This is a genomic window from Pseudomonas sp. B22(2017) (assembly GCF_002113105.1).
Lineage (GTDB): Bacteria > Pseudomonadota > Gammaproteobacteria > Pseudomonadales > Pseudomonadaceae > Aquipseudomonas > Aquipseudomonas asiatica.
Map to the genome: position 1 here is coordinate 93724 of NZ_NEJN01000017.1, position 19787 is coordinate 113510.

Annotated in this window: 21 protein-coding genes; 2 read left to right on the forward strand and 19 right to left on the reverse strand. The window is 64.1% G+C overall.

The genetic code is table 11. The features are described from left to right. The 9 genes from mltG to CAG18_RS24445 all read right to left on the reverse strand — a co-directional run bounded on the left by mltG (position 1) and on the right by CAG18_RS24445 (position 7580). Positions 1–1203 (reverse strand): endolytic transglycosylase MltG, encoded by a 1203-nt coding sequence (gene mltG, locus CAG18_RS24405; protein WP_085721728.1) that lies wholly within the window; start codon positions 1201–1203, stop codon positions 1–3. A 4-nt stretch (positions 1204–1207) separates the two neighbouring features. Beyond that, entirely contained in the window at positions 1208–2023 is an 816-nt protein-coding gene (pabC, locus tag CAG18_RS24410) for an aminodeoxychorismate lyase (RefSeq protein WP_085721729.1), read from the reverse strand. Next, positions 2023–3267 carry a beta-ketoacyl-ACP synthase II gene (gene fabF / locus CAG18_RS24415; protein ID WP_015269411.1) on the reverse strand — a complete coding sequence of 415 codons (1245 nt, stop codon included), beginning with the start codon at positions 3265–3267 and terminating at the stop codon, positions 2023–2025. The genes pabC and fabF overlap by 1 nt, the downstream gene beginning before the upstream one ends. A 188-nt stretch (positions 3268–3455) precedes the next feature. Continuing rightward, entirely contained in the window at positions 3456–3692 is a 237-nt protein-coding gene (acpP, locus tag CAG18_RS24420; RefSeq protein ID WP_013971576.1) for an acyl carrier protein, read from the reverse strand. A 203-nt stretch (positions 3693–3895) separates the two neighbouring features. After that, positions 3896–4636 carry a 3-oxoacyl-ACP reductase FabG gene (gene fabG / locus CAG18_RS24425; RefSeq protein ID WP_085721730.1) on the reverse strand — a complete coding sequence of 247 codons (741 nt, stop codon included), beginning with the start codon at positions 4634–4636 and terminating at the stop codon, positions 3896–3898. A gap of 15 nt (positions 4637–4651) precedes the next feature. Next, positions 4652–5590: an ACP S-malonyltransferase gene (fabD, locus tag CAG18_RS24430; protein ID WP_082044744.1), complete on the reverse strand. Its 939-nt coding sequence runs from the start codon at positions 5588–5590 to the stop codon at positions 4652–4654. 252 nt (positions 5591–5842) lie between these two features. Next, positions 5843–6853, reverse strand: a complete 1011-nt coding sequence (gene plsX, locus CAG18_RS24435; RefSeq protein ID WP_085721731.1) for a phosphate acyltransferase PlsX — start codon at positions 6851–6853, stop codon at positions 5843–5845. A gap of 3 nt (positions 6854–6856) precedes the next feature. Further along, entirely contained in the window at positions 6857–7039 is a 183-nt protein-coding gene (rpmF, locus tag CAG18_RS24440) for a 50S ribosomal protein L32 (RefSeq protein WP_003247154.1), read from the reverse strand. Between the two features lie 13 nt (positions 7040–7052). Then, entirely contained in the window at positions 7053–7580 is a 528-nt protein-coding gene (locus tag CAG18_RS24445; protein WP_012313431.1) for a YceD family protein, read from the reverse strand. A 96-nt stretch (positions 7581–7676) separates the two neighbouring features. Here CAG18_RS24445 and CAG18_RS24450 point away from each other — a divergent pair, with 96 nt between their 5' ends. Further along, positions 7677–8255 (forward strand): nucleoside triphosphate pyrophosphatase, encoded by a 579-nt coding sequence (locus CAG18_RS24450; protein ID WP_085721732.1) that lies wholly within the window; start codon positions 7677–7679, stop codon positions 8253–8255. Between the two features lie 38 nt (positions 8256–8293). Here CAG18_RS24450 and sppA read toward each other — a convergent pair whose 3' ends face one another. Genes sppA through rluC form a run of 3 tightly spaced genes read right to left on the reverse strand, consistent with a single transcriptional unit; the run spans position 8294 to position 10927 of the window. Then, positions 8294–9286 (reverse strand): signal peptide peptidase SppA, encoded by a 993-nt coding sequence (sppA, locus tag CAG18_RS24455; RefSeq protein ID WP_015269407.1) that lies wholly within the window; start codon positions 9284–9286, stop codon positions 8294–8296. 6 nt (positions 9287–9292) lie between these two features. Further along, positions 9293–9967 (reverse strand): HAD family hydrolase, encoded by a 675-nt coding sequence (locus tag CAG18_RS24460; protein ID WP_015269406.1) that lies wholly within the window; start codon positions 9965–9967, stop codon positions 9293–9295. A 3-nt stretch (positions 9968–9970) separates the two neighbouring features. Further along, entirely contained in the window at positions 9971–10927 is a 957-nt protein-coding gene (gene rluC, locus CAG18_RS24465; protein WP_013971570.1) for a 23S rRNA pseudouridine(955/2504/2580) synthase RluC, read from the reverse strand. Between the two features lie 798 nt (positions 10928–11725). Between rluC and rne the strand changes: the two genes are divergently transcribed. Beyond that, positions 11726–14959, forward strand: coding sequence for a ribonuclease E (rne, locus tag CAG18_RS24475; RefSeq protein ID WP_178075744.1), 3234 nt, complete (start codon positions 11726–11728; stop codon positions 14957–14959). Positions 14960–15144: 185 nt separating this feature from the next. On the opposite strand, the gene murB is transcribed toward rne, so the two are convergent. Genes murB through CAG18_RS24510 form a run of 7 tightly spaced genes read right to left on the reverse strand, consistent with a single transcriptional unit; the run spans position 15145 to position 19683 of the window. Next, complete coding sequence (murB, locus tag CAG18_RS24480) at positions 15145–16164, reverse strand: UDP-N-acetylmuramate dehydrogenase (RefSeq protein WP_085721734.1); 1020 nt, start codon at positions 16162–16164, stop codon at positions 15145–15147. Continuing rightward, complete coding sequence (locus tag CAG18_RS24485) at positions 16161–16625, reverse strand: low molecular weight protein-tyrosine-phosphatase (protein WP_015269403.1); 465 nt, start codon at positions 16623–16625, stop codon at positions 16161–16163. The genes murB and CAG18_RS24485 overlap by 4 nt, the downstream gene beginning before the upstream one ends. Then, the gene (kdsB, locus tag CAG18_RS24490; protein WP_015269402.1) at positions 16625–17389 is read right to left on the reverse strand and encodes a 3-deoxy-manno-octulosonate cytidylyltransferase; all 765 of its coding nucleotides are present in this window, start codon (positions 17387–17389) and stop codon (positions 16625–16627) included. The genes CAG18_RS24485 and kdsB overlap by 1 nt, the downstream gene beginning before the upstream one ends. Then, positions 17386–17571 (reverse strand): Trm112 family protein, encoded by a 186-nt coding sequence (locus tag CAG18_RS24495; RefSeq protein WP_011532874.1) that lies wholly within the window; start codon positions 17569–17571, stop codon positions 17386–17388. Before CAG18_RS24495 ends, kdsB begins: the two co-directional genes overlap by 4 nt. A gap of 44 nt (positions 17572–17615) precedes the next feature. Further along, positions 17616–18617, reverse strand: a complete 1002-nt coding sequence (lpxK, locus tag CAG18_RS24500; protein ID WP_015269401.1) for a tetraacyldisaccharide 4'-kinase — start codon at positions 18615–18617, stop codon at positions 17616–17618. Then, positions 18617–19051 carry a biopolymer transporter ExbD gene (locus CAG18_RS24505; RefSeq protein ID WP_013971564.1) on the reverse strand — a complete coding sequence of 145 codons (435 nt, stop codon included), beginning with the start codon at positions 19049–19051 and terminating at the stop codon, positions 18617–18619. Before CAG18_RS24505 ends, lpxK begins: the two co-directional genes overlap by 1 nt. Further along, the gene (locus CAG18_RS24510) at positions 19048–19683 is read right to left on the reverse strand and encodes a MotA/TolQ/ExbB proton channel family protein (protein ID WP_051099753.1); all 636 of its coding nucleotides are present in this window, start codon (positions 19681–19683) and stop codon (positions 19048–19050) included. The genes CAG18_RS24505 and CAG18_RS24510 overlap by 4 nt, the downstream gene beginning before the upstream one ends. Between the last annotated feature and the right edge of the window lie 104 nt (positions 19684–19787).

The window sequence follows — 19787 nt, forward strand, 5'->3', positions numbered from 1 at the left end:
TTAATGTTGTTCGTCAGGCATCGGCCGTTCGGCCGCTTGCGCGCCGCCGGCAGGGGCGTCCTGCACAGGCGGCTGGTCGGGCGCTGGCTGCGCGGTAGACTCGTCGGCAGGGGCTTCGGGTTGTTCGGCCTCGTCGGTACCTGATTGTGGTTGTGGCTCTGGCTGCGATTGCGGCGCGGGGCTGGAGCGGTAGTCCGCACGGCGCTTGAGCTGGAACTCGCGCACCGCCGAGTTGTGGTCGTCGAGGTCGTCGGAAAACACGTGGCTGCCATCGCCACGGGCAACGAAGTACAGGCTGGTGCCATCGGACGGGTTGAGCGCCGCGTGAATCGCTTCGCGACCGACCATGGCGATCGGGGTCGGCGGCAGGCCGGTGATGGTGTAGGTGTTGTAGGGCGTCGGCTCGCGCAGGTCGGCGCGGGTGATCTTGCCGTTGTAGCGCTCGCCCATGCCGTAGATCACCGTCGGGTCGGTCTGCAGCATCATGCCCAGGCGCAGGCGCCGCACGAAAACGCCGGCGATCTGCCCGCGCTCCTGGGGAATGCCGGTCTCCTTCTCTACCAGCGAAGCCATGATCAGCGCCTGGTACGGGTCGCGGTATGGCAGGTCGGTGGTGCGCTCGGCCCACTCCTTGGCCAACACTTCGTCCAGGCGCATATAGGCCTGCTGCAGCAACTCGACGTCGGTCATGCCGCGCACGAAGCGATAGGTGTCCGGGAAGAAGCGCCCTTCAGGGAACACCCCGGTATGGCCGAGCTTGTCCATCACTTCCGAATCGGACAGCCCGTCCAGGGTGTGCTTGATCTTTTCATGCTTGGCCACGGCCGCGCGCACCTGGCGGAAGGTCCAGCCTTCGACCAGGGTGAGGTTGTACTGCACCACGTCGGCTCGACGCCAGGCATCGAACAGCTGCTCCACGGTCATGCCGGGGGTCAGGCGATACTCACCGGTGTGCAGAGGGGTGCCGGCCATGTTGAAACGCCAGTACAGGCGCAACCAGACGGCGTCGTCGAGCAACCCTTCGTTCTGCATGCGATAGAACATGCGGTTGGGGGTGGTGCCATTGGGCACGTCCAGCAGGCGCTCCTGCGTCACGTGCAGAGGCTGCTCCAGGACCGAGTTGACTTTCCAGGCCGACCAGCCCACGGCAAGGCCGGCGAGGATCAAGCCCATTTCCAGCAGCAGCAGGAATTTACGTCTCACGAATTCAGGTTTCCAGTAACGTACGGGCAACGGCCTGCAGTTTACGGGTGAGCGGGCCCGGCGACCAGTTTAGCTCGGCAACGCCTCGCACGGGCCAGACACCGTAGACGCTGTTGCAGACAAATACTTCATCTGCCTGCTCCAGAGCGTCGAACGGCAGGTCGCAGACCTGCACCGGGATGCCCTGCAGCGCTGCCTGTTCCAGCAACGCGCCCCGCATCACGCCAGCGACACCACAGCGGCTGAGGTCAGCCGTGAACAGCACGCCATCGCGCACCAGGAACAGATTGCTGTACACACCTTCGATCACCCTGCCCTGCCCATCACGCATCAGGCCTTCGGCATGTTGGCTGTCCTGCCATTCGGCACGGGCCAGCACCTGCTCCAGGCGGTTGAGGTGTTTGAGGCCGGCCAGCAGCGGTTGTTCCCCAAGCCGGGTCTGGCACGGAAACAGTTGCACGCCCTGCTCGGCATTGTCGACAGGATAGCTGGGCAACGGGCTGCCCTGCAGAATACGCCGCGGCGCGGCACCGGCAACCGGTGCGTAACCGCGCTGGCTGTCACCACGAGTAAGGATGAGTTTGGCTACGCCATCACCGAGCTGGCTGGCATAGCGCAGGAGTTCGTCGCGTACCAGCGCCAGGTCGGTACTGATCGCCAGGCGCTGGCAACCCAGCGCCAGGCGTGCGAGGTGGCCGTCCAGCAAGCTGGGCCGGCCGTCGCGCACGGCGATGGTCTCGAATAGCCCATCGCCGTAGGCCAGGCCGCGGTTCTGCAGGTTGACTGCAGCCGCCGGCTGGCCATCGATCCAGCTTTGCATCAACCGGCGAACCGGCGGAATACCAGCGAACCGTTGGTACCGCCAAAGCCGAACGAGTTGGACAGCACCACATCGATCGGCATGCTGCGCGCCTGGTGCGGCACGAAGTCGAGGTCGCAGCCTTCGTCCGGCTCGTCCAGGTTGATGGTGGGCGGAGCCATCTGGCTGTTGATTGCCAGTACGCTGAAGATCGCTTCTACGGCACCGGCGGCGCCCAGCAGGTGGCCGGTCATCGACTTGGTCGAGCTGACCGCCAGCTTGTAGGCATGCTCACCGAACACGCGCTTGATCGCCGCCACTTCGGCCACGTCGCCAGCAGGGGTCGAGGTGCCATGGGCGTTGATGTAGCTGACCTCTTCCGGCTGGATGCCGGCATCGCGCAAGGCGTTGGCCATGCAACGGGCAGCACCTTCACCAGTGTCGGGCGGCGAAGTCATGTGGTAAGCGTCACCGCTCATGCCGAACCCGACCAGTTCGGCATAGATGGTCGCGCCGCGGGCCTTGGCATGCTCCAGTTCTTCGAGTACCAAGGCACCAGCACCGTCGGACAGCACGAAGCCGTCACGGCCCTTGTCCCACGGGCGGCTGGCCCGGGTCGGCTCGTCGTTGCGAGTGGACAGTGCGCGGGAGGCGCCGAAGCCGCCCATGCCCAGGCCGCAGGCAGCCATTTCGGCACCGCCGGCGATCATCACGTCGGCTTCACCGTAGGCGATGTTGCGCGCAGCCATGCCGATGCAGTGGGTACCAGTGGTGCACGCGGTGGCGATGGCGTAATTCGGCCCTTGAAGCCCCAGGTGGATCGACAGGAAGCCGGAGATCATGTTGATGATCGAGCCAGGCACGAAGAAAGGCGAAATACGACGCGGCCCCGAGTCGTGCAGGGTGCGGCTGGTTTCTTCGATATTGGTCAGGCCGCCGATACCCGAGCCCATGGCCACGCCAATACGCTGGCGGTTGGCGTCGGTGACTTCCAGGCCGGCATTACGCACTGCCTGGAACCCGGCCGCCAGGCCGTACTGGATGAACAGGTCGAGCTTGCGGGCCTCTTTGGCCGACAGGTATTGCTCGACCTCGAAGCCTTTCACCGAGCCGCCAAAACGGGTGGAGTAGGCAGACAGATCCGTGTGTTCGATCGGACCGATGCCACTGCGGCCAGCCAGAATGCCCTGCCAGGTGCTCGGTACATCAGTACCCAGTGGCGACAGCATACCCATACCGGTGACCACGACGCGTCTACGCGACACAGTACTCTCCTTTTCTAATGACAGAGTTTCTTGCCATTGCATTCAAGCGATGGAATGAAATGGCAACAAGCTCTTGATACCCGGTGAACGAGACCATCCTGCAAAACGCAGGGTGCTCGCAAAGAAAAAACCGCACGCCGGCAAAGGCAGTGCGGTTTTTCCCGACAAGAAGCGTCGACTACAGCGTCTTAGGCCTGGTGGGCTTTGACGTAGTCTACAGCAGCTTGAACGGTAGTGATCTTCTCGGCTTCTTCGTCAGGGATTTCGGTCTCGAATTCCTCTTCCAGAGCCATCACCAGCTCAACGGTGTCAAGCGAATCGGCACCCAGGTCATCGACGAAGGACTTCTCGAGAGTCACTTCCTCTTCCTTGACGCCCAGTTGCTCGGCGACGATTTTCTTGACGCGTTCTTCGATGGTGCTCATACCTAGTTTTCACTCCTAATGGACATATGTCAGGCAGCTGGCCGGTGGCTAATTTTATAGAAAGACGTTCGCTTTTCAAGCTAAACACGCCTTCACACCAACCCCCACACCCACTGCCTGGAATCTGGTTGCAGCTTTATAACGGATTTTAGGCTCGCAGTATGACTCTTTTTTTACGAAATCCGTCACATTGAGTTGCAGTGTTACATGTACATCCCGCCGTTGACCGGCACGGTAGCGCCGGTTACGTAGGCTGCGCCGTCGGATGCCAGGAACGAAACAACCTTGGCAATTTCGTCGGCCTGGCCCAGGCGGCCCAGCGGGATCTGGGTCTGCAGCGCTTCACGCTGCGCTTCTGGCAGCTCGCGGGTCATGTCGGTGTCGATGAAGCCCGGGGTCACCGAGTTGACGGTGATGCCACGCGAGCCCACTTCACGCGCCAGGGCGCGGCTAAAGCCTTCCAGGCCGGCCTTGGCGGCCGCGTAGTTGGCCTGGCCGGCGTTGCCCATGGCACCGACGACCGAGCCGATGCTGATGATACGGCCCCAACGTGCCTTGGTCATGCCACGCAGCACGCCCTTGGACAGACGGTAGAGGCTGTTCAGGTTGGTATCGATCACGTCGAACCACTCGTCCTCCTTCATGCGCAGCATGAGGTTGTCACGGGTGATACCGGCGTTGTTGACCAGGATGGCCGGCGCGCCGAACTGCTCGCCGATGGCGGCCAGCACAGCTTCAACCGATTCGGCGCTGGTCACGTTCAGCTCCATGCCGGTACCGGTGATGCCGTGCTCTTTCAGCGTGGCAGCAATGCGCTCGGCGCCGGAAGCCGAAGTGGCGGTGCCGATCACGGTCGCGCCCTGGCGGCCCAGCTCGAGGGCGATGGCCTGGCCAATGCCACGGCTGGCGCCGGTGACCAGTGCAACTTTACCTTGCAGGCTCATGCAAGCTTCTCCAAATCAGGCCAGTGCCGCGCGGGTGGCGGCGACGGCGTCAGGGGTATTGAGGTTGTAGGTGGTCACGCCATCGGCGCAACGCTTGTTCAGGCCGGCCAGGACCTTGCCCGGGCCGCACTCGACCAGGTTGACCGCACCGTTAGCGGCCAGGGTCTGCACGCATTCGACCCAGCGCACTGGCTGGTACAGCTGCGCCAGCAGGTCGTGCTTGAGGGCATTAAGGTCAGCGGCAACGGCAGCGGTGACGTTCTGCACCACGGGAATTTGCGGGGCGTGCCACTCGATGGCGTTGACCGACTCGGCAAAGCGCTCGGCAGCCGGCTTCATCAGCGCGCAGTGCGACGGCACGCTGACCGCCAGCGGCAGGGCGCGCTTGGCACCCTTTGCCTTGCACAGCTCGATGGCGCGATCGACGGCGGCCTTGTTGCCGGCGATGACCACTTGGCCTGGCGAGTTGAAGTTGACAGCGCTGACCACCTGGTCTTCGGCCGCTTCGGCGCAGATCTCCACGACCACGGCGTCGTCCAGGCCGAGAATGGCGGCCATGGCGCCATGGCCGGCGGGCACGGCTTCCTGCATCAGCTGGCCACGGCGCTCGACCAGACGTACGGCATCTTTCAGGCTCAGGCTACCGGCGGCAACCAGGGCGCTGTATTCACCCAGGCTGTGACCGGAGACGAAGGCCGGCTTGGCACCACCCTCCTCCAGCCACAGGCGCCACAGCGCGATGGAGGCGGTGAGAATGGCCGGCTGGGTCTTGTCGGTCTGGTTGAGTTGCTCTTCCGGGCCTTCCTGGACCAGCTTCCACAGGTCGTAACCGAGTGCCTCGGACGCTTCCTTGAAGGTTTCGATGATCACTGGCTTCTCGGCGCCGAGCTCGGCGAGCATGCCCAGCGACTGGGAACCTTGACCGGGAAAGACGAATGCGAGAGATGCAGACATTGAACAAGCCCTTATGATCTTGTCGTCGGATAGGGTGCGCCGGACATTAGCCAGACGCGGAATCTGAAAACTTGGATGGAGACGCGGACCAAGCGGTCACATTTAAGCACTTCAGCGGCGATATGCCTAAGGTCTTTATTCCTTCAGCACCGGCCTCTTCGCGGGTAAACCCGCTCCCACATGGACACCACAGACCTGAAGGTTATGGGGCACCTGTGGGAGCGGGTTTACCCGCGAAGAGGCCGGCACAGGCTACAACAGCAAATCTTCCAGCCGCCCATGCAAGCGCTGCGGCAGGTTTTCCTGGATCTCGATCAACGCCCGCTGGATGGCACTCTGGAAGCCCTGCACCCCCGCCGAGCCATGGCTCTTGATGACGATGCCCTGCAACCCCAGGAAACTCGCGCCATTGTGCCGCGCCGGTGCCAGGTCGGCCTGCAGGCGTTTGAGCAACGGCATGGCTACAGCCCCGGCTGCCCGCGACAACACGCCACCCTTGAACAACTGCTCGATGCGCGCACCGATCATCGTCGCCAGCCCCTCGCTCGACTTGAGCAGGATGTTGCCGACGAACCCGTCGCACACCACCACATCGGCTTCGCCGCGATACAACCCGTCACCTTCGACGAAGCCTATGTAGTTGAGCCCGCGGGCGCTCTGCAACAGGCTGGCCGCCAGCTTGACCTGCTGGTTGCCCTTGATGTCCTCGGTACCGATGTTCAGCAGCGCCACGCGCGGCCGCTGCACACCCAGGGCCTGGGCCGCCACCGAGCCCATCACGGCGAACTGGTAGAGGTTCTCGGCGCTGCAGTCGACGTTGGCGCCAAGGTCGAGCAACTGGCAGTAACCGGCCTGGGTCGGGATCGCCGCCACCATGGCCGGCCGGTCGATACCTGGCAGTGTCTTGAGCACGAAACGCGAGAGCGCCATCAGCGCCCCGGTATTGCCGGCGCTGACGCAGGCCTGGGCCTTGCCGTCGCGCACCAGTTCGAGGGCGATGCGCATCGACGAATCCGGCTTGCCGCGCAGCGCCTGGGATGGCCGCTCGTCCATACCGATTACCTCGCTGGCGACCACGATTTGCAGGCGCGCGCGATCCGCAGCCGCAAGGCCGCTGACAAGATCTTCGAGGAGAGAGGGTTGACCGACGAGGGTCAGGTGCAGCGAGGGGGTAGCCGAAAGGCAGGCAATGCTAGCCTGGACAATGCTGCGGGGACCGAAGTCCCCGCCCATTGCGTCGATCGCGATGATCTGAGCGGACAAGGATTACTCGTCAGCGCCCTTGTCGACCACTTTGCGACCACGGTATACGCCTTCTGGCGAAACGTGGTGACGCAGGTGTACTTCACCGGTGGTTTTCTCTACCGACAGCGCGTTTTCCGACAGGGCGTCGTGCGAACGGCGCATGTCACGGGCAGAGCGGGATTTTTTGTTCTGCTGAACAGCCATAATTGATTAACTCCTAAACGTTTGGGTCACGCTTTAACTGCGCCAAAACACTGAACGGGTTGGACCGCGATACCTCGTCCTTGCTCGATTCGGGCTCGTCTGCGCCCGCCGGCTGCTGGCATTCTTCCGGATGATGAGCAGGCACGATTGGCAAGGCGAGCAGAAGCTCCTCCTCGATCAATGCCTGCAGATCCAAAGGATCTTCGCCCAGTTCCAGCACGTCATAGCCTTTCGGCAACGACTGGGTATTCGCACCCTCCTTCACCACGGCGTATGTACATTCGCTGTGGATCGGCAGGGTGACCAGCTCAAGACAACGCTGGCAAACCATCTTGACCTCGACGTCCAGCTCGCTGTGGATAACCACCACGTGCTGTTCATCTCGTTCAAAATCGAACTTCGCCTGCACCGTACCGACATTGTCGGAAAGCGGGTCGCAGAGTCTTTCCAAATCAGCGAGCTGCAGCGAACCGTTAAGGGTTACGCCACGATCGGCTAATTTGCGCGGGTCAACGTGAGGTGGAATCGGGTCATTCAACATAGGCGCAGCATTCTAGGGATGCCCCCCGCCCCTGTCAAAGGAAATTCGGCGGCATCGTGCGTGATAGAATTTGTTCAACCGATTCAGGAGTCTACCATGCTTCCTCTGTTACTGGCTTCCAGCTCTGCCTACCGCCGCGAACTGCTTGCACGCCTGCGCCTGCCCTTCACCTGGGCAAGCCCCGATATAGACGAGCGACGCCTGGATGACGAACCGGCGGTGGAGCTGGTGCAGCGGCTGGCCAGGCAAAAAGCCGAGGCCCTGGCAGGCAGCCACCCCGGGCACCTGATCATTGGTTCGGACCAGGTTGCGGTGCTGGGCGAGCAGGTACTGGGCAAGCCGCACACCTTCGAGCGGGCTTGCGAGCAACTGCTGGAGTGCAGCGGGCAGCAGGTGAGCTTCCTGACCGGGCTGGCGCTGCTGAACAGCGCCACCGGGCACTGCCAGATGGACTGCGTGCCGTTTACCGTGACCCTGCGCAAACTGGACCGGGAGCGAGTGGAGCGCTATGTGGCGGCGGAACAGCCGCTGGACTGCGCCGGCAGCTTCAAGGCCGAGGGCCTGGGAGTGAGCCTGTTCCAGAGCACGCACGGGTGCGATGCGACCAGCCTGATCGGACTGCCGTTGATTAGACTGGTGGATATGTTGACCAAGGAAGGGGTGGTGATTCCCTGAGACTTTGAGGCCGCGCTGCGCCACCCCACAATCCCGGATCAGCGCAACTGCGGCCCCTGGAAGCCCATCCACATCGCCAAGCGTTCAGCCACGCTGGCGCCAACGCGCTTGGAGAAGCGATCGAGCGCCGATTCCTGCACGGTGAAGTCCACCAACTCCTTTTCACCCACGATCTCGCGCGCCACATAGCTGGCACTGCCCAACCCATCCACCAAGCCCAGCTCCTTGGCCTGCTCGCCCGACCAGACCAGGCCACTGAAGAGCTCCGGATGCTCCTTGTCCTTCAGGCGCTCACCCCGCCCCTGCTTGACCATGGCAATGAACTGCTGGTGCGTGGTATTCAGTACGCCCTGCCAGAACTCGGTCTCTTCCGGCTTCTGCGGCGAGAACGGATCGAGGAAGGCCTTGTGCTCGCCTGCAGTGTAGGTACGCCGCTCCACACCTAGCTTCTCCATGGTGCCGACAAAGCCGTAACCGGCCGCCGTCACACCAATCGAGCCCACCAGGCTGGCCTTGTCGGCATAGATCTCGTCCGCCGCACTGGCGATGTAGTAGGCACCGGAAGCGCCAAGGTCGGCGATGACCGCATACAGCTTGATGGCCGGATATTCAGCCCGCAGACGGCGAATTTCGTCATACACGTAACCCGACTGCACCGGGCTGCCTCCCGGGCTGTTGATGCGCATCACCACAGCCTTGGTCTTGCTGTCCTTGAACGCCTCGCGCAGGCTCTTAACGATATTGTCGGCGCTGGCTGGCTCCTGGTCGGCAATCACCCCGCGCACCTCGACCAGCGCGGTATGGCTGGCACTGCGCGACGCTGCATTGTCCATGTCCATCAACGGCGTGAACAGGATCAGGATGCCGAACAGGTAGACGAAGGTCAGCAACTTGAAGAAGATCCCCCAGCGTCGCGCCCGGCGCTGCTCCTGAACGCCCGCCAGCAGGGTCTTTTCCAGCAGCTTCCAGCTCTTGTGCTCTTCGCGCCCCTCGTCGGGTTCGGCCTCAGGGGCTTTCCATTCGTCTGCCATGCTTACCTACCTTGGAAATGGAATTGCGGAACCACCCAGCCACTCACGCAACTGGGAAAAATGATCGATGCACACCTGCGGACCAAACTCGGCCAGTGCCTGCAGCGACATGGCACCATAGCCCACGGCCACCGAATGCATGCCGGCATTGCTGGCCATCTGCAGATCGAATGCCGAATCGCCAACCATCAGCGCACGCCCTGCTTCGACACCGCAATGCCGGAGAATTTCCTCGAGCATCAGCGGGTGCGGCTTGCCGCGGGTCTCGTCGGCGGCGCGAGTGATGTCGAAGAACTGCTCCCAGCCATTGGCCTTGAGCACCCGGTCCAGCCCGCGACGCGCCTTGCCGGTGGCCACCGCCAGGCGGTAACCCTCGGCACGGAAGGCATCCAGCGACTCGACCACGCCCTCGAACAGCGGCGAGGGCTGCTGGTCCAGGGCCATGTAGATATCGGCATAGTGCTGACGAAAGCTTTCGACCTGAGCAGGCGCCAGGTGCGGGTACAGTGTGTGGATCGCCTCGCCCAGGGCCAGGCCGATGATGCCCTTGACCGCGTCCTCGCTGCTTTGCGCCTCACCGGCACGCTCGGCGGCGGCGTTCATGGCCTCGACGATACGCCCGATCGAGTCGGCCAGGGTGCCGTCCCAGTCGAAGATCAGTAGCTCATAGCCTTTTTTCATAGATCAGGACGCACTCAGACGTTCAACGGTTTTCGCCCAGACTTCATCCACCGGCGCCTCGAGCTTCAGCTCGCCTCCGTCCGGCAGCGGCACGGTCAGCGCATAGGCATGCAGGAACAGGCGTTTGCCGCCCAAGTCGCGAATTTCACGACTGAAGTCTTCGTCACCGTACTTGCTATCGCCAGCGATCATATGCCCGGCATGCAGGGTGTGCACACGGATCTGGTGAGTACGGCCAGTGATCGGGCGCGCCTCGACAATGGTGGCGAACTCGCCGAAGCGGCGCAGCACGCGGAACAGGGTCAGCGCCTCCTTGCCCTCGTCGTTCACCTCGACCATGCGCTCGCCGGAGCGCAGGTTGCTCTTGAGCAACGGCGCGCTGACCTGCTTCTTCGAGGTCGGCCAGTGGCCGCGCACCAGCGCCATGTAGCGCTTGTCGACACCGTCGCCACGCAATGCGGCGTGCAGGTGCCGCAGCATGCTGCGCTTCTTGGCGATCATCAACAGTCCGGAGGTGTCGCGGTCCAGGCGGTGCACCAGCTCCAGCTCCTTGGCGTCCGGGCGCAACTGGCGCAGCGCCTCGATCACGCCGAAGCTCAGGCCGCTGCCGCCATGCACGGCGATGCCGGCCGGCTTGTTCATCACGATCAGCGCCTTGTCTTCGTAGACAATGGCCGCTTCCAGGCGCTGCAACAGGCCCTGGGCCACCGGCGCGGGCTCGTCACGTTCCGGCAGGCGGACGGGCGGTACCCGCACGATGTCCCCGGCCTGGATCTTGTACTCCGGCTTGACGCGCCCCTTGTTGACCCGTACCTCACCCTTGCGCAGGATGCGGTACACCAAGGTCTTGGGCACGCCCTTGAGGGCCGTGATGAGGAAATTGTCGATGCGTTGGCCGGCAAGCTCCGGCGCGACTTCGATCAGCTGAACGCCGGAAGTCGGAGGGGTATTGGTCGTCATGGCGGGATCATAACAATTTTTTATGGAATTGAAGCACTTAATCATTGCTGCTATAGTCGCGAACGCCGCCAAAAGCGGCAGGCCAGCGGCACCAGGCTCCGAGCCGGTCCCTGACCAACGCAATTCTCCAGGACGCGAGGCCGTCCTACGGGGTTTTCGCCAGTTTACCGAATTGCCTGGAATCGCCACCAGCGCTGTGTAGAGAAGACCGAAAAAAAACGACAAGTGCGGTGTTTCACCTGCTTACCCGATTCTTTTCGCTGCACCTCTGCCCGCCCCGTCGCTTCCACGCAACGCCCGGCGAATGCTTCGGAAATACCTGCCTTGGACATGAATGGCGCCAGCGCAGTACCTGCGCTGGCGAAAAATGCAACCCGTTGCGGATTCAGCGCGCGGCAGCACCCGAATTATCAGGGATACGTGCAGGGTGGAGATGCACAGCCCTCGGACCGTGTAGCACCGCGTCCGGCCACCAGCCCACTGAGCGGCTGGCGAGCGGATAAGGTCCTGAACAGATGCCCCCGGGCGTCCACGGCTGACGGTTGATTCCTCCTCCTGACTGAGTGCACAAGGCCCGCTTGGTTGATTCGGATTCCAATTCGAAGCCACCGGGGCCTTGTTGGCACCGCAGCAAACAGGACGCGTCGTCGCGACAACGGCAGGCTGGGCAACCGGCTGGTGCCGAACGTCGCTCGACACGGGGGTGGCCCGGCCACCCTTTGCGCACCTTGGCACCGACCATGAGACGTCGTGTGTGCCGAACGCCGTTTCCGGCAGCCCGGAAACCGACGGTACAACATGAAAAGAATGCTGATTAACGCGACTCAACCCGAAGAGTTGCGTGTAGCCCTGGTGGACGGCCAACGTCTCTACGACCTGGACATCGAGTCCGGCGCGCGCGAGCAGAAAAAGGCCAACATCTACAAAGGCAAGATCACCCGCATCGAACCCAGCCTCGAAGCCGCCTTCGTCGACTTCGGCTCCGAACGTCACGGCTTCCTGCCGCTGAAAGAAATCTCCCGCGAATACTTCAAGAAAGCCCCCGAAGGGCGGGTCAACATCAAGGAAGTGCTGAGCGAAGGCCAGGAAGTCATCGTCCAGGTCGAGAAGGAAGAGCGTGGCAACAAAGGCGCCGCCCTCACCACCTTCATCAGCCTGGCCGGCCGCTACCTGGTGCTGATGCCGAACAACCCGCGTGCCGGTGGCATTTCCCGCCGCATCGAAGGCGAAGAGCGCAACGAACTGCGTGAAGCCCTGAACGGCCTGACCGTGCCGGGCGACATGGGCCTGATCGTGCGCACTGCCGGCCTTGGCCGCAGCAGCGAAGAAATGCAGTGGGACCTCGACTACCTGCTGCAACTGTGGACCGCCATCAAGGAAGCGTCCCAGGACCGCGCCGCGCCATTCCTGATCTACCAGGAAAGCAACGTCATCATCCGCGCCATCCGCGACTACCTGCGCCAGGACATCGGCGAAGTGCTGATCGACAGCATCGATGCCCAGGAAGAAGCCCTGACCTTCATCCGCCAGGTCATGCCGCAGTACGCCAGCAAGGTCAAGCTGTACGAAGACAGCGTGCCGCTGTTCAACCGCTTCCAGATCGAAAGCCAGATCGAGACCGCCTTCCAGCGCGTGGTCGACCTGCCGTCCGGCGGTTCGATCGTGATCGACCCGACCGAAGCCCTGGTGTCGATCGACATCAACTCGGCGCGCGCCACCAAAGGCAGCGACATCGAAGAAACCGCCCTGCAGACCAACCTGGAAGCGGCCGAGGAAATCGCCCGCCAGCTGCGCCTGCGTGACATCGGTGGCCTGATCGTCATCGACTTCATCGACATGACCCCGGCGAAAAACCAGCGCGCCGTCGAAGAACGTGTTCGCGAGTGCCTGGAAGCCGACCGCGCCCGCGTCCAGGTCGGCCGCATCTCGCGCTTCGGCCTGCTGGAAATGTCCCGTCAGCGCCTGCGCCCTTCGCTGGGCGAAAGCAGCGGCATCGTCTGCCCACGCTGCTCCGGCACCGGCATCATCCGTGACGTCGAATCGCTGTCGCTGGCCATCCTGCGCCTGATCGAAGAAGAAGCCCTGAAGGACCGCACCGCCGAAGTTCGCGCCCAGGTGCCGATCCCGGTGGCTGCCTTCCTGCTCAACGAGAAGCGCAACTCGATCACCAAGATCGAACTGCGCACCCGTGCGCGCATCATCATCCTGCCGAACGATCACCTGGAAACCCCTCACTTCGAAGTCCAGCGCCTGCGCGACGACAATCCGGAAGTGCTGAGCAACCAGTCCAGCTACGAGATCGCCGCCGCCGAAGCCGAAGAAGCGCCGCAGCCGACCGCCACCCGCACCCTGGTTCGCCAGGAAGCCGCAGTCAAGACCGCCCCGGCCCGCGCCAACGCGCCGGTACCGGCCACTGTCGAAGAACCGCAGCCTGCCGCACCGGTCGCCCCTGCCCCGGTCGCTCCGGAGCCAAGCCTGTTCAAGGGCCTGGTGAAGTCGCTGGTAAGCCTGTTCGCCGGCAAGGAAGAGCCTGCCGCAGCGCCGGTTGTCACTGCCGCCGAGAAGCCGGCCGCCGAGCGCAGCCCACGCAACGAAGAACGCCGCAACGGCCGTCAGCAGAGCCGCAACCGCAACGGCCGTCGCGACGAAGAGCGCAAGCCGCGTGAAGAGCGTGCCGAACGCGCACCTCGTGAAGAACGTGCCCCGCGCGAAGAGCGTGCACCGCGTGAAGAACGTGCCCCACGCCAGCCACGCGAAGACCGCCGTGGCAATCGTGGCGAAGAGCGTGTGCGCGAACTGCGTGAGCCACTGGACGCCACCCCTGCCGAGCGTGAAGAACGTCAGCCGCGCGAGGAACGTGTAGCCCGTGAAGAACGTGCCCCACGTGAAGAGCGTGCACCTCGCGAGGAACGCGCACCTCGTGAAGAACGTGCTCCACGTGAAGAACGCGCACCTCGTGAAGAGCGCGCACCTCGTGAAGAGCGTGCACCTCGTGAAGAGCGTGCACCTCGTGAAGAACGTGCACCTCGTGAAGAACGTGCTCCTCGTGAAGAGCGTGCACCTCGTGAAGAACGTGCTCCACGCGAAGAACGTGCCCCTCGCCCACCACGCGAAGAGCGTCAGCCACGCGTAGCCGAAGAAGCCGCCGAGCAGGCTGCCGAGCTGGCCGAAGAGCAACTGCCGAACGAAGAACTGCTGCAGGACGAACAGGAAGGCACCGATGGCGAGCGCCCGCGCCGCCGTTCCCGTGGCCAGCGTCGTCGCAGCAACCGTCGTGAGCGTCAGCGCAACGCCAACGGCGAGCTGATCGATGGCAGCGAGGAAGAAGGCAGCGAAGAGCAGCCACAACAGCACCAGGCCACCGAGCTGGGTGCCGAACTGGCCGCCGGCCTGGCCGTGACTGCCGCTGTCGCCAGCAGCAACATCAGTGCCGACGCCGAAGCCCAGGCCAACCAGCAGGCCGAGCTTGCCACCGCCGAAGTCGCCCAGCCGGTCGAGCAGGCTGAGAAGTTCGAGCAGGTAGAAGCTGCTGCCGAGGCTGAACAAGTGGCTGTGGCTCCTGTGGTCGAGCAGCCGGTCAGCGAGCCTGTGGCCGTGGCCGAGGCAACTGCCGAGCCAGTGGTCGAAGTCACTCCGCAGCCAGTGGTCGACGAAGCACCTGCTGCCGAACCGGTAGTGGTTGCCGAAGCACCGGTCGAAGCGCCTGCCGTCGAAGCCGGTGAAATCGAGCAGGCCCCGACCGTGGTCGAAGCCGCTCCGGTCGCCGAGCAACCTGCCCCGGTTGTCGAAGCCCAGCCAGAAGTGGTGGCCGAGCCTGCACCAGTGGCCGTCGAGCCTGCACCGGTCGAAGCCCCTGCGGTGGTGGAACCTGCCACTGTCATGCTGGCCAACGGCCGTGCGCCGAACGACCCGCGTGAAGTGCGTCGCCGCAAGCGTGAGGCCGAGGCTGCAGCCAAGGCCGCGCAGGAAGCTGCTGCTGCCGAGGAGCCAGCCCTGGAAGCCAGCGATGAGCAAAAGCCTCATCACGGTTGATAGCCAAGGCTGAATGAAAAAGCCCCGCCAGTGCGAACTGGCGGGGCTTTTTCTTGGCTGGGCGTTTTTCCTGTACCGGCCTCTTCGCGGGTAAACCCGCTCCCACAGGCCCCCACCACCCTCAAGCCCTATGACGTCCCTGTGGGAGCGGCTTCAGCCGCGAAAGGGCCAGCCCAGGCACTGAATCAGTAGAGGTTAGGCTCCATCTCCAGCTCGACCCCGAACCGCTCGAGGATATCGGCCTGGATCCGGCACGCCAGTGCATGCATCTGCGCCCCGCTCGCCTGGCCGTAGTTGACCAGCACCAGCGACTGCAAACGATGCACCCCGGCATCCCCCTCGCGGTGGCCCTTCCAGCCTGCCTGCTCAATCAACCAGCCTGCCGCCAGCTTCACCTGGCCATCGGCTTGGGGATAAGCCACTACCCCCGGGTACTGCGCACGAATACGCTCGACCAGTTCCGCCGAGACCACCGGGTTCTTGAAGAAGCTCCCGGCATTACCCAGCTCTGCCGGGTCTGGGAGCTTCTCGCGGCGAATGCTGCAGATCGCCTCGCTGATCGCCTGCGCGGTCGGCTCGGTCACGCCCTGCTCCGCCAGGCGCTGGCGCACCGGGCCGTAGTCCAGGTGAGCCTGTAGCGTACGGCTCAAGGCAAAGCGCACACGCAGGATCAACCAACGCCCAGGGTTGCGCTTGAACAGGCTGTCGCGATACCCGAAGGCACATTCAGCCAGGCCGAAGTCACGCAACTCGCCGGTCTCGCGGTCCAGGGCGGTCAAGCCGACAAATACGTCCTTGATCTCCACGCCATAGGCGCCCACGTTCTGCATCGGCGCGGCGCCCACGGTGCCGGGGATCAGGCTGAGGTTCTCCAGCCCGCAATAGCCCTGCGCCAGTGTCCACTGCACGAACGGGTGCCACGGCTCACCGGCCTCGGCCTCGACCACGATACGTTCGCCATCGTCGCCGAGCACGCGCCGACCACGGCTGGCCATATGCAGCACCAGCGCATCGATATCGCGGGTGAGCAGCAAGTTGCTGCCACCGCCAATCACCAGCACCGGCACGCCGCCTTGCTGCGCCTGGGCCAGCGCCAGGCGCACCTCCTGGTCATCATGTGCCTGGGTGAAATACCGCGCCTTCACGTCGATGCCAAAGGTGTTGTACGGCTTGAGCGATACCTGCTCCTGCCACTGCACTGTCATATCCGCCCCTTGATTTCCAGGACCAGCGCCTGGCACGCCGCTTCAACCAGGTCGAGCACCTGCTCGAAGCCGTCGGCGCCACCGTAGTACGGGTCCGGCACTTCATCCAGCGCTGCGCCATAACGGCGCAGGAACAGGTCGAGCTCCCCCACTGCCGTGTGCGGGCGCATCGCACGCAAGTGGCCAAGGTTGCTCTCGTCCATGGCCAGGATCAGGTCATATTCGGCAAAATGCGCCGCCTTGACCTGCTGGGCACGCTGCTGCGACAGGTCATAACCACGCGCCAGCGCTGCCTTGCAGGTGCGGCTGTCGGGCGCCTTGCCGACGTGCCAGTCGCCGGTGCCGGCCGAGGCCACATGCACCCGGTCTGCAAGCCCGGCAGCCTGCAATTGATGGCGCAGCACGCCTTCGGCGGTGGGCGAGCGACAGATATTGCCGAGGCAGACGAACAGGACGCGCATCAGGCCTCCAGCAAGCGCCGTACGCGCTCCAGGTCTTCAGGGGTATCCACGCCCACGGCAGGCGCCTCGATGGCGTCTTCGACGTGGATGCGCACGCCATGCCACAGGGCACGCAGCTGCTCCAGCGCTTCGGTCTGCTCGAGCCAGCATGGGCCCCAACTGACGAAGTCCTGCAGGAAGCCGACGCGGTAGGCGTACATGCCGATGTGGCGGCGATATGGCACGCCTTCTGGCAACAGGTTGCGATCCTTGGCAAAAGCATCGCGAGCCCAGGGCAGCGGCGCACGGCTGAAGGTCAGGGCCAGGCCGTTCTTGTCGCTGACCACCTTGACCGCATTGGGGTTGAACACGGTTTCCGGCTCATGGATCGGTTCGGCCAGGGTGGCGATGCCGGCTTCCGGATGCGCCGCCAGGTTGGCTGCCACCTGGTCGATGATCACCGGCGGGATCAGCGGCTCGTCGCCCTGCACATTGACCACGATGGCATCGGCAGACAGGCCTAGGTGTACGGCCACTTCGGCCAGGCGGTCGGTGCCGGACTCATGGTCGGCACGGGTCAGCAGCACTTCGGCGCCGAAGGCCTTGCAGGCCTCTACGATGCTGGCGTCGTCGGTGGCGATGACCACGCGGCTGGCGCCGCTCTTGCGGGCCTGTTCCCACACATGCTGCACCATCGGCTTGCCGGCGATCGACAGCAATGGCTTGCCCGGCAGGCGCGTGGAGCGCAGCCGGGCGGGGATCACCACGGTGAAATCCAGGCTCATTTGTCCAGACGCTCTTCATCGGTCAGGGTGCGTGCCTCGCTTTCCAGCATGACCGGGATGCCGTCGCGGATCGGGTAGGCCAGACCAGCACCCTTGCTGATCAGCTCGGTCTTGTCGGCACTGAGCTTGAGCGGGCCCTTGGTGATCGGGCAGGCCAGGATATCGAGCAGTTTGGTGTCCATTTGAGGCTTCCTTTAGGCCAGGTGGCCGGGAATTGAAAAAGGGCTCAGGGCTTGCGCAGCAAGCGTTGCAACTGGTTGTCGAACCAGGCGCTGAAAGCCGGCGTGGGCTGCGCCTCGACGGCCAGGTACCACCAGTCGTCAGCGGCGAAGGCCCGGCATTTCACCGCATCCTTTTCGGTCATGACCAGCGGCAGCGGCGGGCTGAAGGCCAGGCTCTGGGCGCTGAACTGCGCATGGTCGGCAAAGGGATGCGGTACCGGCTGCCAGTTTAGCCCCAGCAGGGTATTGAAGAAACGTTGCGGGTTGCCGATACCGGCCACCGCGTGCAGGCGTTGGCCTGCGGGAAAATGGTCAAGCGCACGGCGCTCGCCACTGCGCAGGTTCACCAGGGCGGACGGCTGCAGGCGGAAGCCGAAACCATCGGCGCGGTCTGCGCTGGCGCCGTTGAACAGCACTGCGTCAGCCTCGTGCAGGCGCTCGGCGGGCTCACGCAGTGGCCCCGCCGGCAGGCAGCGGCCATTGCCCAGGCCGCGTGCGGCATCGATCAGCACCAGCTCCAGGTCGCGCGCCAGGCGATAGTGCTGCATGCCGTCGTCACACAGGATCAGGTCGAGGGGTTCGCTGGCCAGCAATGCCTGCACGGCCCGGGAGCGGTCGGGGTCGATCATCAGCGGCACGCCGGTGCGCTGCACGATCAGCAGCGGTTCATCGCCGGCCTGCCCGGCCGCCTGATCGGGCTGCACGCGCCAGGGTAGCTGCGGCGGCTTGGCGCCATAGCCACGGCTGACCACGCCCACTTTCAACCCCTGCTTGCGGCAGTGCTCGATCAGCCAGAGGATCATCGGCGTCTTGCCGGTACCACCCACGGTAATGTTACCCACCACGATGACCGGCACCGGGGCCCGGTAGCTGGCACTTTCGCCACTGAGAAAACGCGCCCGCTTGCGCGTGACCACGCGGCGATACAGCGCCTCCAGCGGGCGCAGCAGCGCCAGGGCCGGGTGCCCGGCGTACCAGGCGGCGAGCAGGCGGTCGGCGAAGGCCATCAAGGTGTGCCCTGGGCCGCCTCGACGGTGGTCATGCGCAACTGGCTGAAACCGAGCTTGCCGGCGGCATCCATCGCAGTGACCACGGCCTGGTGCGGGGTCTTGCCGTCGGCGCTGATGGCCAGCGGCAGCTTGTTGTCGCCGCCCGACTCACGCTCGATCGCTTCGCTCAGGGTGGCCAGGTCGCTCTTTGGCAGCAAGTGGTTGTTCACCGAGTACACGCCTTCGGCGCTGATGGTGATTTCCACCAGCTTGCCCTGGTCGGGCGCCGCCGGCTCGGCGCTGGCAGCTTCAGGCAGCTCGACGCGCAGCTGGGTCTCGCGGGTGAAGGTGGTGGTGACCACGAAGAACAGCAGCAGGACGAACACCACGTCGATCAGCGACGCCAGGTTGATGTCGACGTTCTCCCGCTGGCGATTGCGCCGGAACTTCACGCCTTGCCTCCGGCCACTTCCACTTCGCGGTCGCCCTGGATCACCTCCACCAGCTTGATCGCTTCCTGCTCCATGCCCACCACCAACTCATCGATGCGGCGCTGCAGGAAGCGGTGGAAGAACACCGCCGGGATACCAACCATCAGGCCGGCCGCGGTGGTGACCAGGGCTTTGGAGATACCACCGGCCAACACCGCGGCGTTGGCGGTCATCTGCGAGCCCATGAAGGCGCTGAAGATGTCGATCATGCCCAGCACGGTGCCCAGCAGGCCCAACAGCGGAGCCATGGCGGCGATGGTGCCGAGGGTACTGATGTAGCGTTCCAGTTCGTGGATGACGCGCGAAGCGGCCTCCTCGATGCATTCCTTCATGATTTCGCGGCCATGGCGCGAGTTGGCCAGACCGGCGGCAAGGATTTCGCCCAGTGGCGAATCGGCGCGCAGGGCCTTGAGCTTGTCACTGGTCAGTTGCTTGTCCTTGATCCACATCCACACCTGACCCAGCAGGTGCGGCGGGGTGACGCGGCTGGCGCGCAGGGTCCACAGGCGCTCGACGACGATAGCCATGGCAGCGATGGAGCTCAGAATGATCGGCAGCATCATCCAACCACCGGACTTGACCAATTCCCACACAGTAAACGCCCCTTCGGAAAAAGGCCGCCACTCTACCATAGGCGCGCCGGGGGCTCATCTGCCGGAGGTCAGGGAATTGGGTTGTGTGGGGGTTGCGGAGGGGG

Excerpts from the sequence above, each read along its gene's own strand:
- CAG18_RS24450 (WP_085721732.1), top strand. The coding sequence starts at position 7,677 with ATGCTTCCTCTGTTACTGGCTTCCAGCTCTGCCTACCGCCGCGAACTG.
- murB (WP_085721734.1), bottom strand. The coding sequence starts at position 16,164 with ATGACAGTGCAGTGGCAGGAGCAGGTATCGCTCAAGCCGTACAACACC.
- fabD (WP_082044744.1), bottom strand. The coding sequence starts at position 5,590 with ATGTCTGCATCTCTCGCATTCGTCTTTCCCGGTCAAGGTTCCCAGTCG.
- lpxK (WP_015269401.1), bottom strand. The coding sequence starts at position 18,617 with ATGGCCTTCGCCGACCGCCTGCTCGCCGCCTGGTACGCCGGGCACCCG.
- pabC (WP_085721729.1), bottom strand. The coding sequence starts at position 2,023 with ATGCAAAGCTGGATCGATGGCCAGCCGGCGGCTGCAGTCAACCTGCAG.
- rluC (WP_013971570.1), bottom strand. The coding sequence starts at position 10,927 with ATGACGACCAATACCCCTCCGACTTCCGGCGTTCAGCTGATCGAAGTC.
- CAG18_RS24460 (WP_015269406.1), bottom strand. The coding sequence starts at position 9,967 with ATGAAAAAAGGCTATGAGCTACTGATCTTCGACTGGGACGGCACCCTG.
- kdsB (WP_015269402.1), bottom strand. The coding sequence starts at position 17,389 with ATGAGCCTGGATTTCACCGTGGTGATCCCCGCCCGGCTGCGCTCCACG.
- sppA (WP_015269407.1), bottom strand. The coding sequence starts at position 9,286 with ATGGCAGACGAATGGAAAGCCCCTGAGGCCGAACCCGACGAGGGGCGC.
- CAG18_RS24445 (WP_012313431.1), bottom strand. The coding sequence starts at position 7,580 with ATGTTGAATGACCCGATTCCACCTCACGTTGACCCGCGCAAATTAGCC.
- rne (WP_178075744.1), top strand. The coding sequence starts at position 11,726 with ATGAAAAGAATGCTGATTAACGCGACTCAACCCGAAGAGTTGCGTGTA.
- fabG (WP_085721730.1), bottom strand. The coding sequence starts at position 4,636 with ATGAGCCTGCAAGGTAAAGTTGCACTGGTCACCGGCGCCAGCCGTGGC.
- acpP (WP_013971576.1), bottom strand. The coding sequence starts at position 3,692 with ATGAGCACCATCGAAGAACGCGTCAAGAAAATCGTCGCCGAGCAACTG.
- CAG18_RS24485 (WP_015269403.1), bottom strand. The coding sequence starts at position 16,625 with ATGCGCGTCCTGTTCGTCTGCCTCGGCAATATCTGTCGCTCGCCCACC.
- CAG18_RS24495 (WP_011532874.1), bottom strand. The coding sequence starts at position 17,571 with ATGGACACCAAACTGCTCGATATCCTGGCCTGCCCGATCACCAAGGGC.
- rpmF (WP_003247154.1), bottom strand. The coding sequence starts at position 7,039 with ATGGCTGTTCAGCAGAACAAAAAATCCCGCTCTGCCCGTGACATGCGC.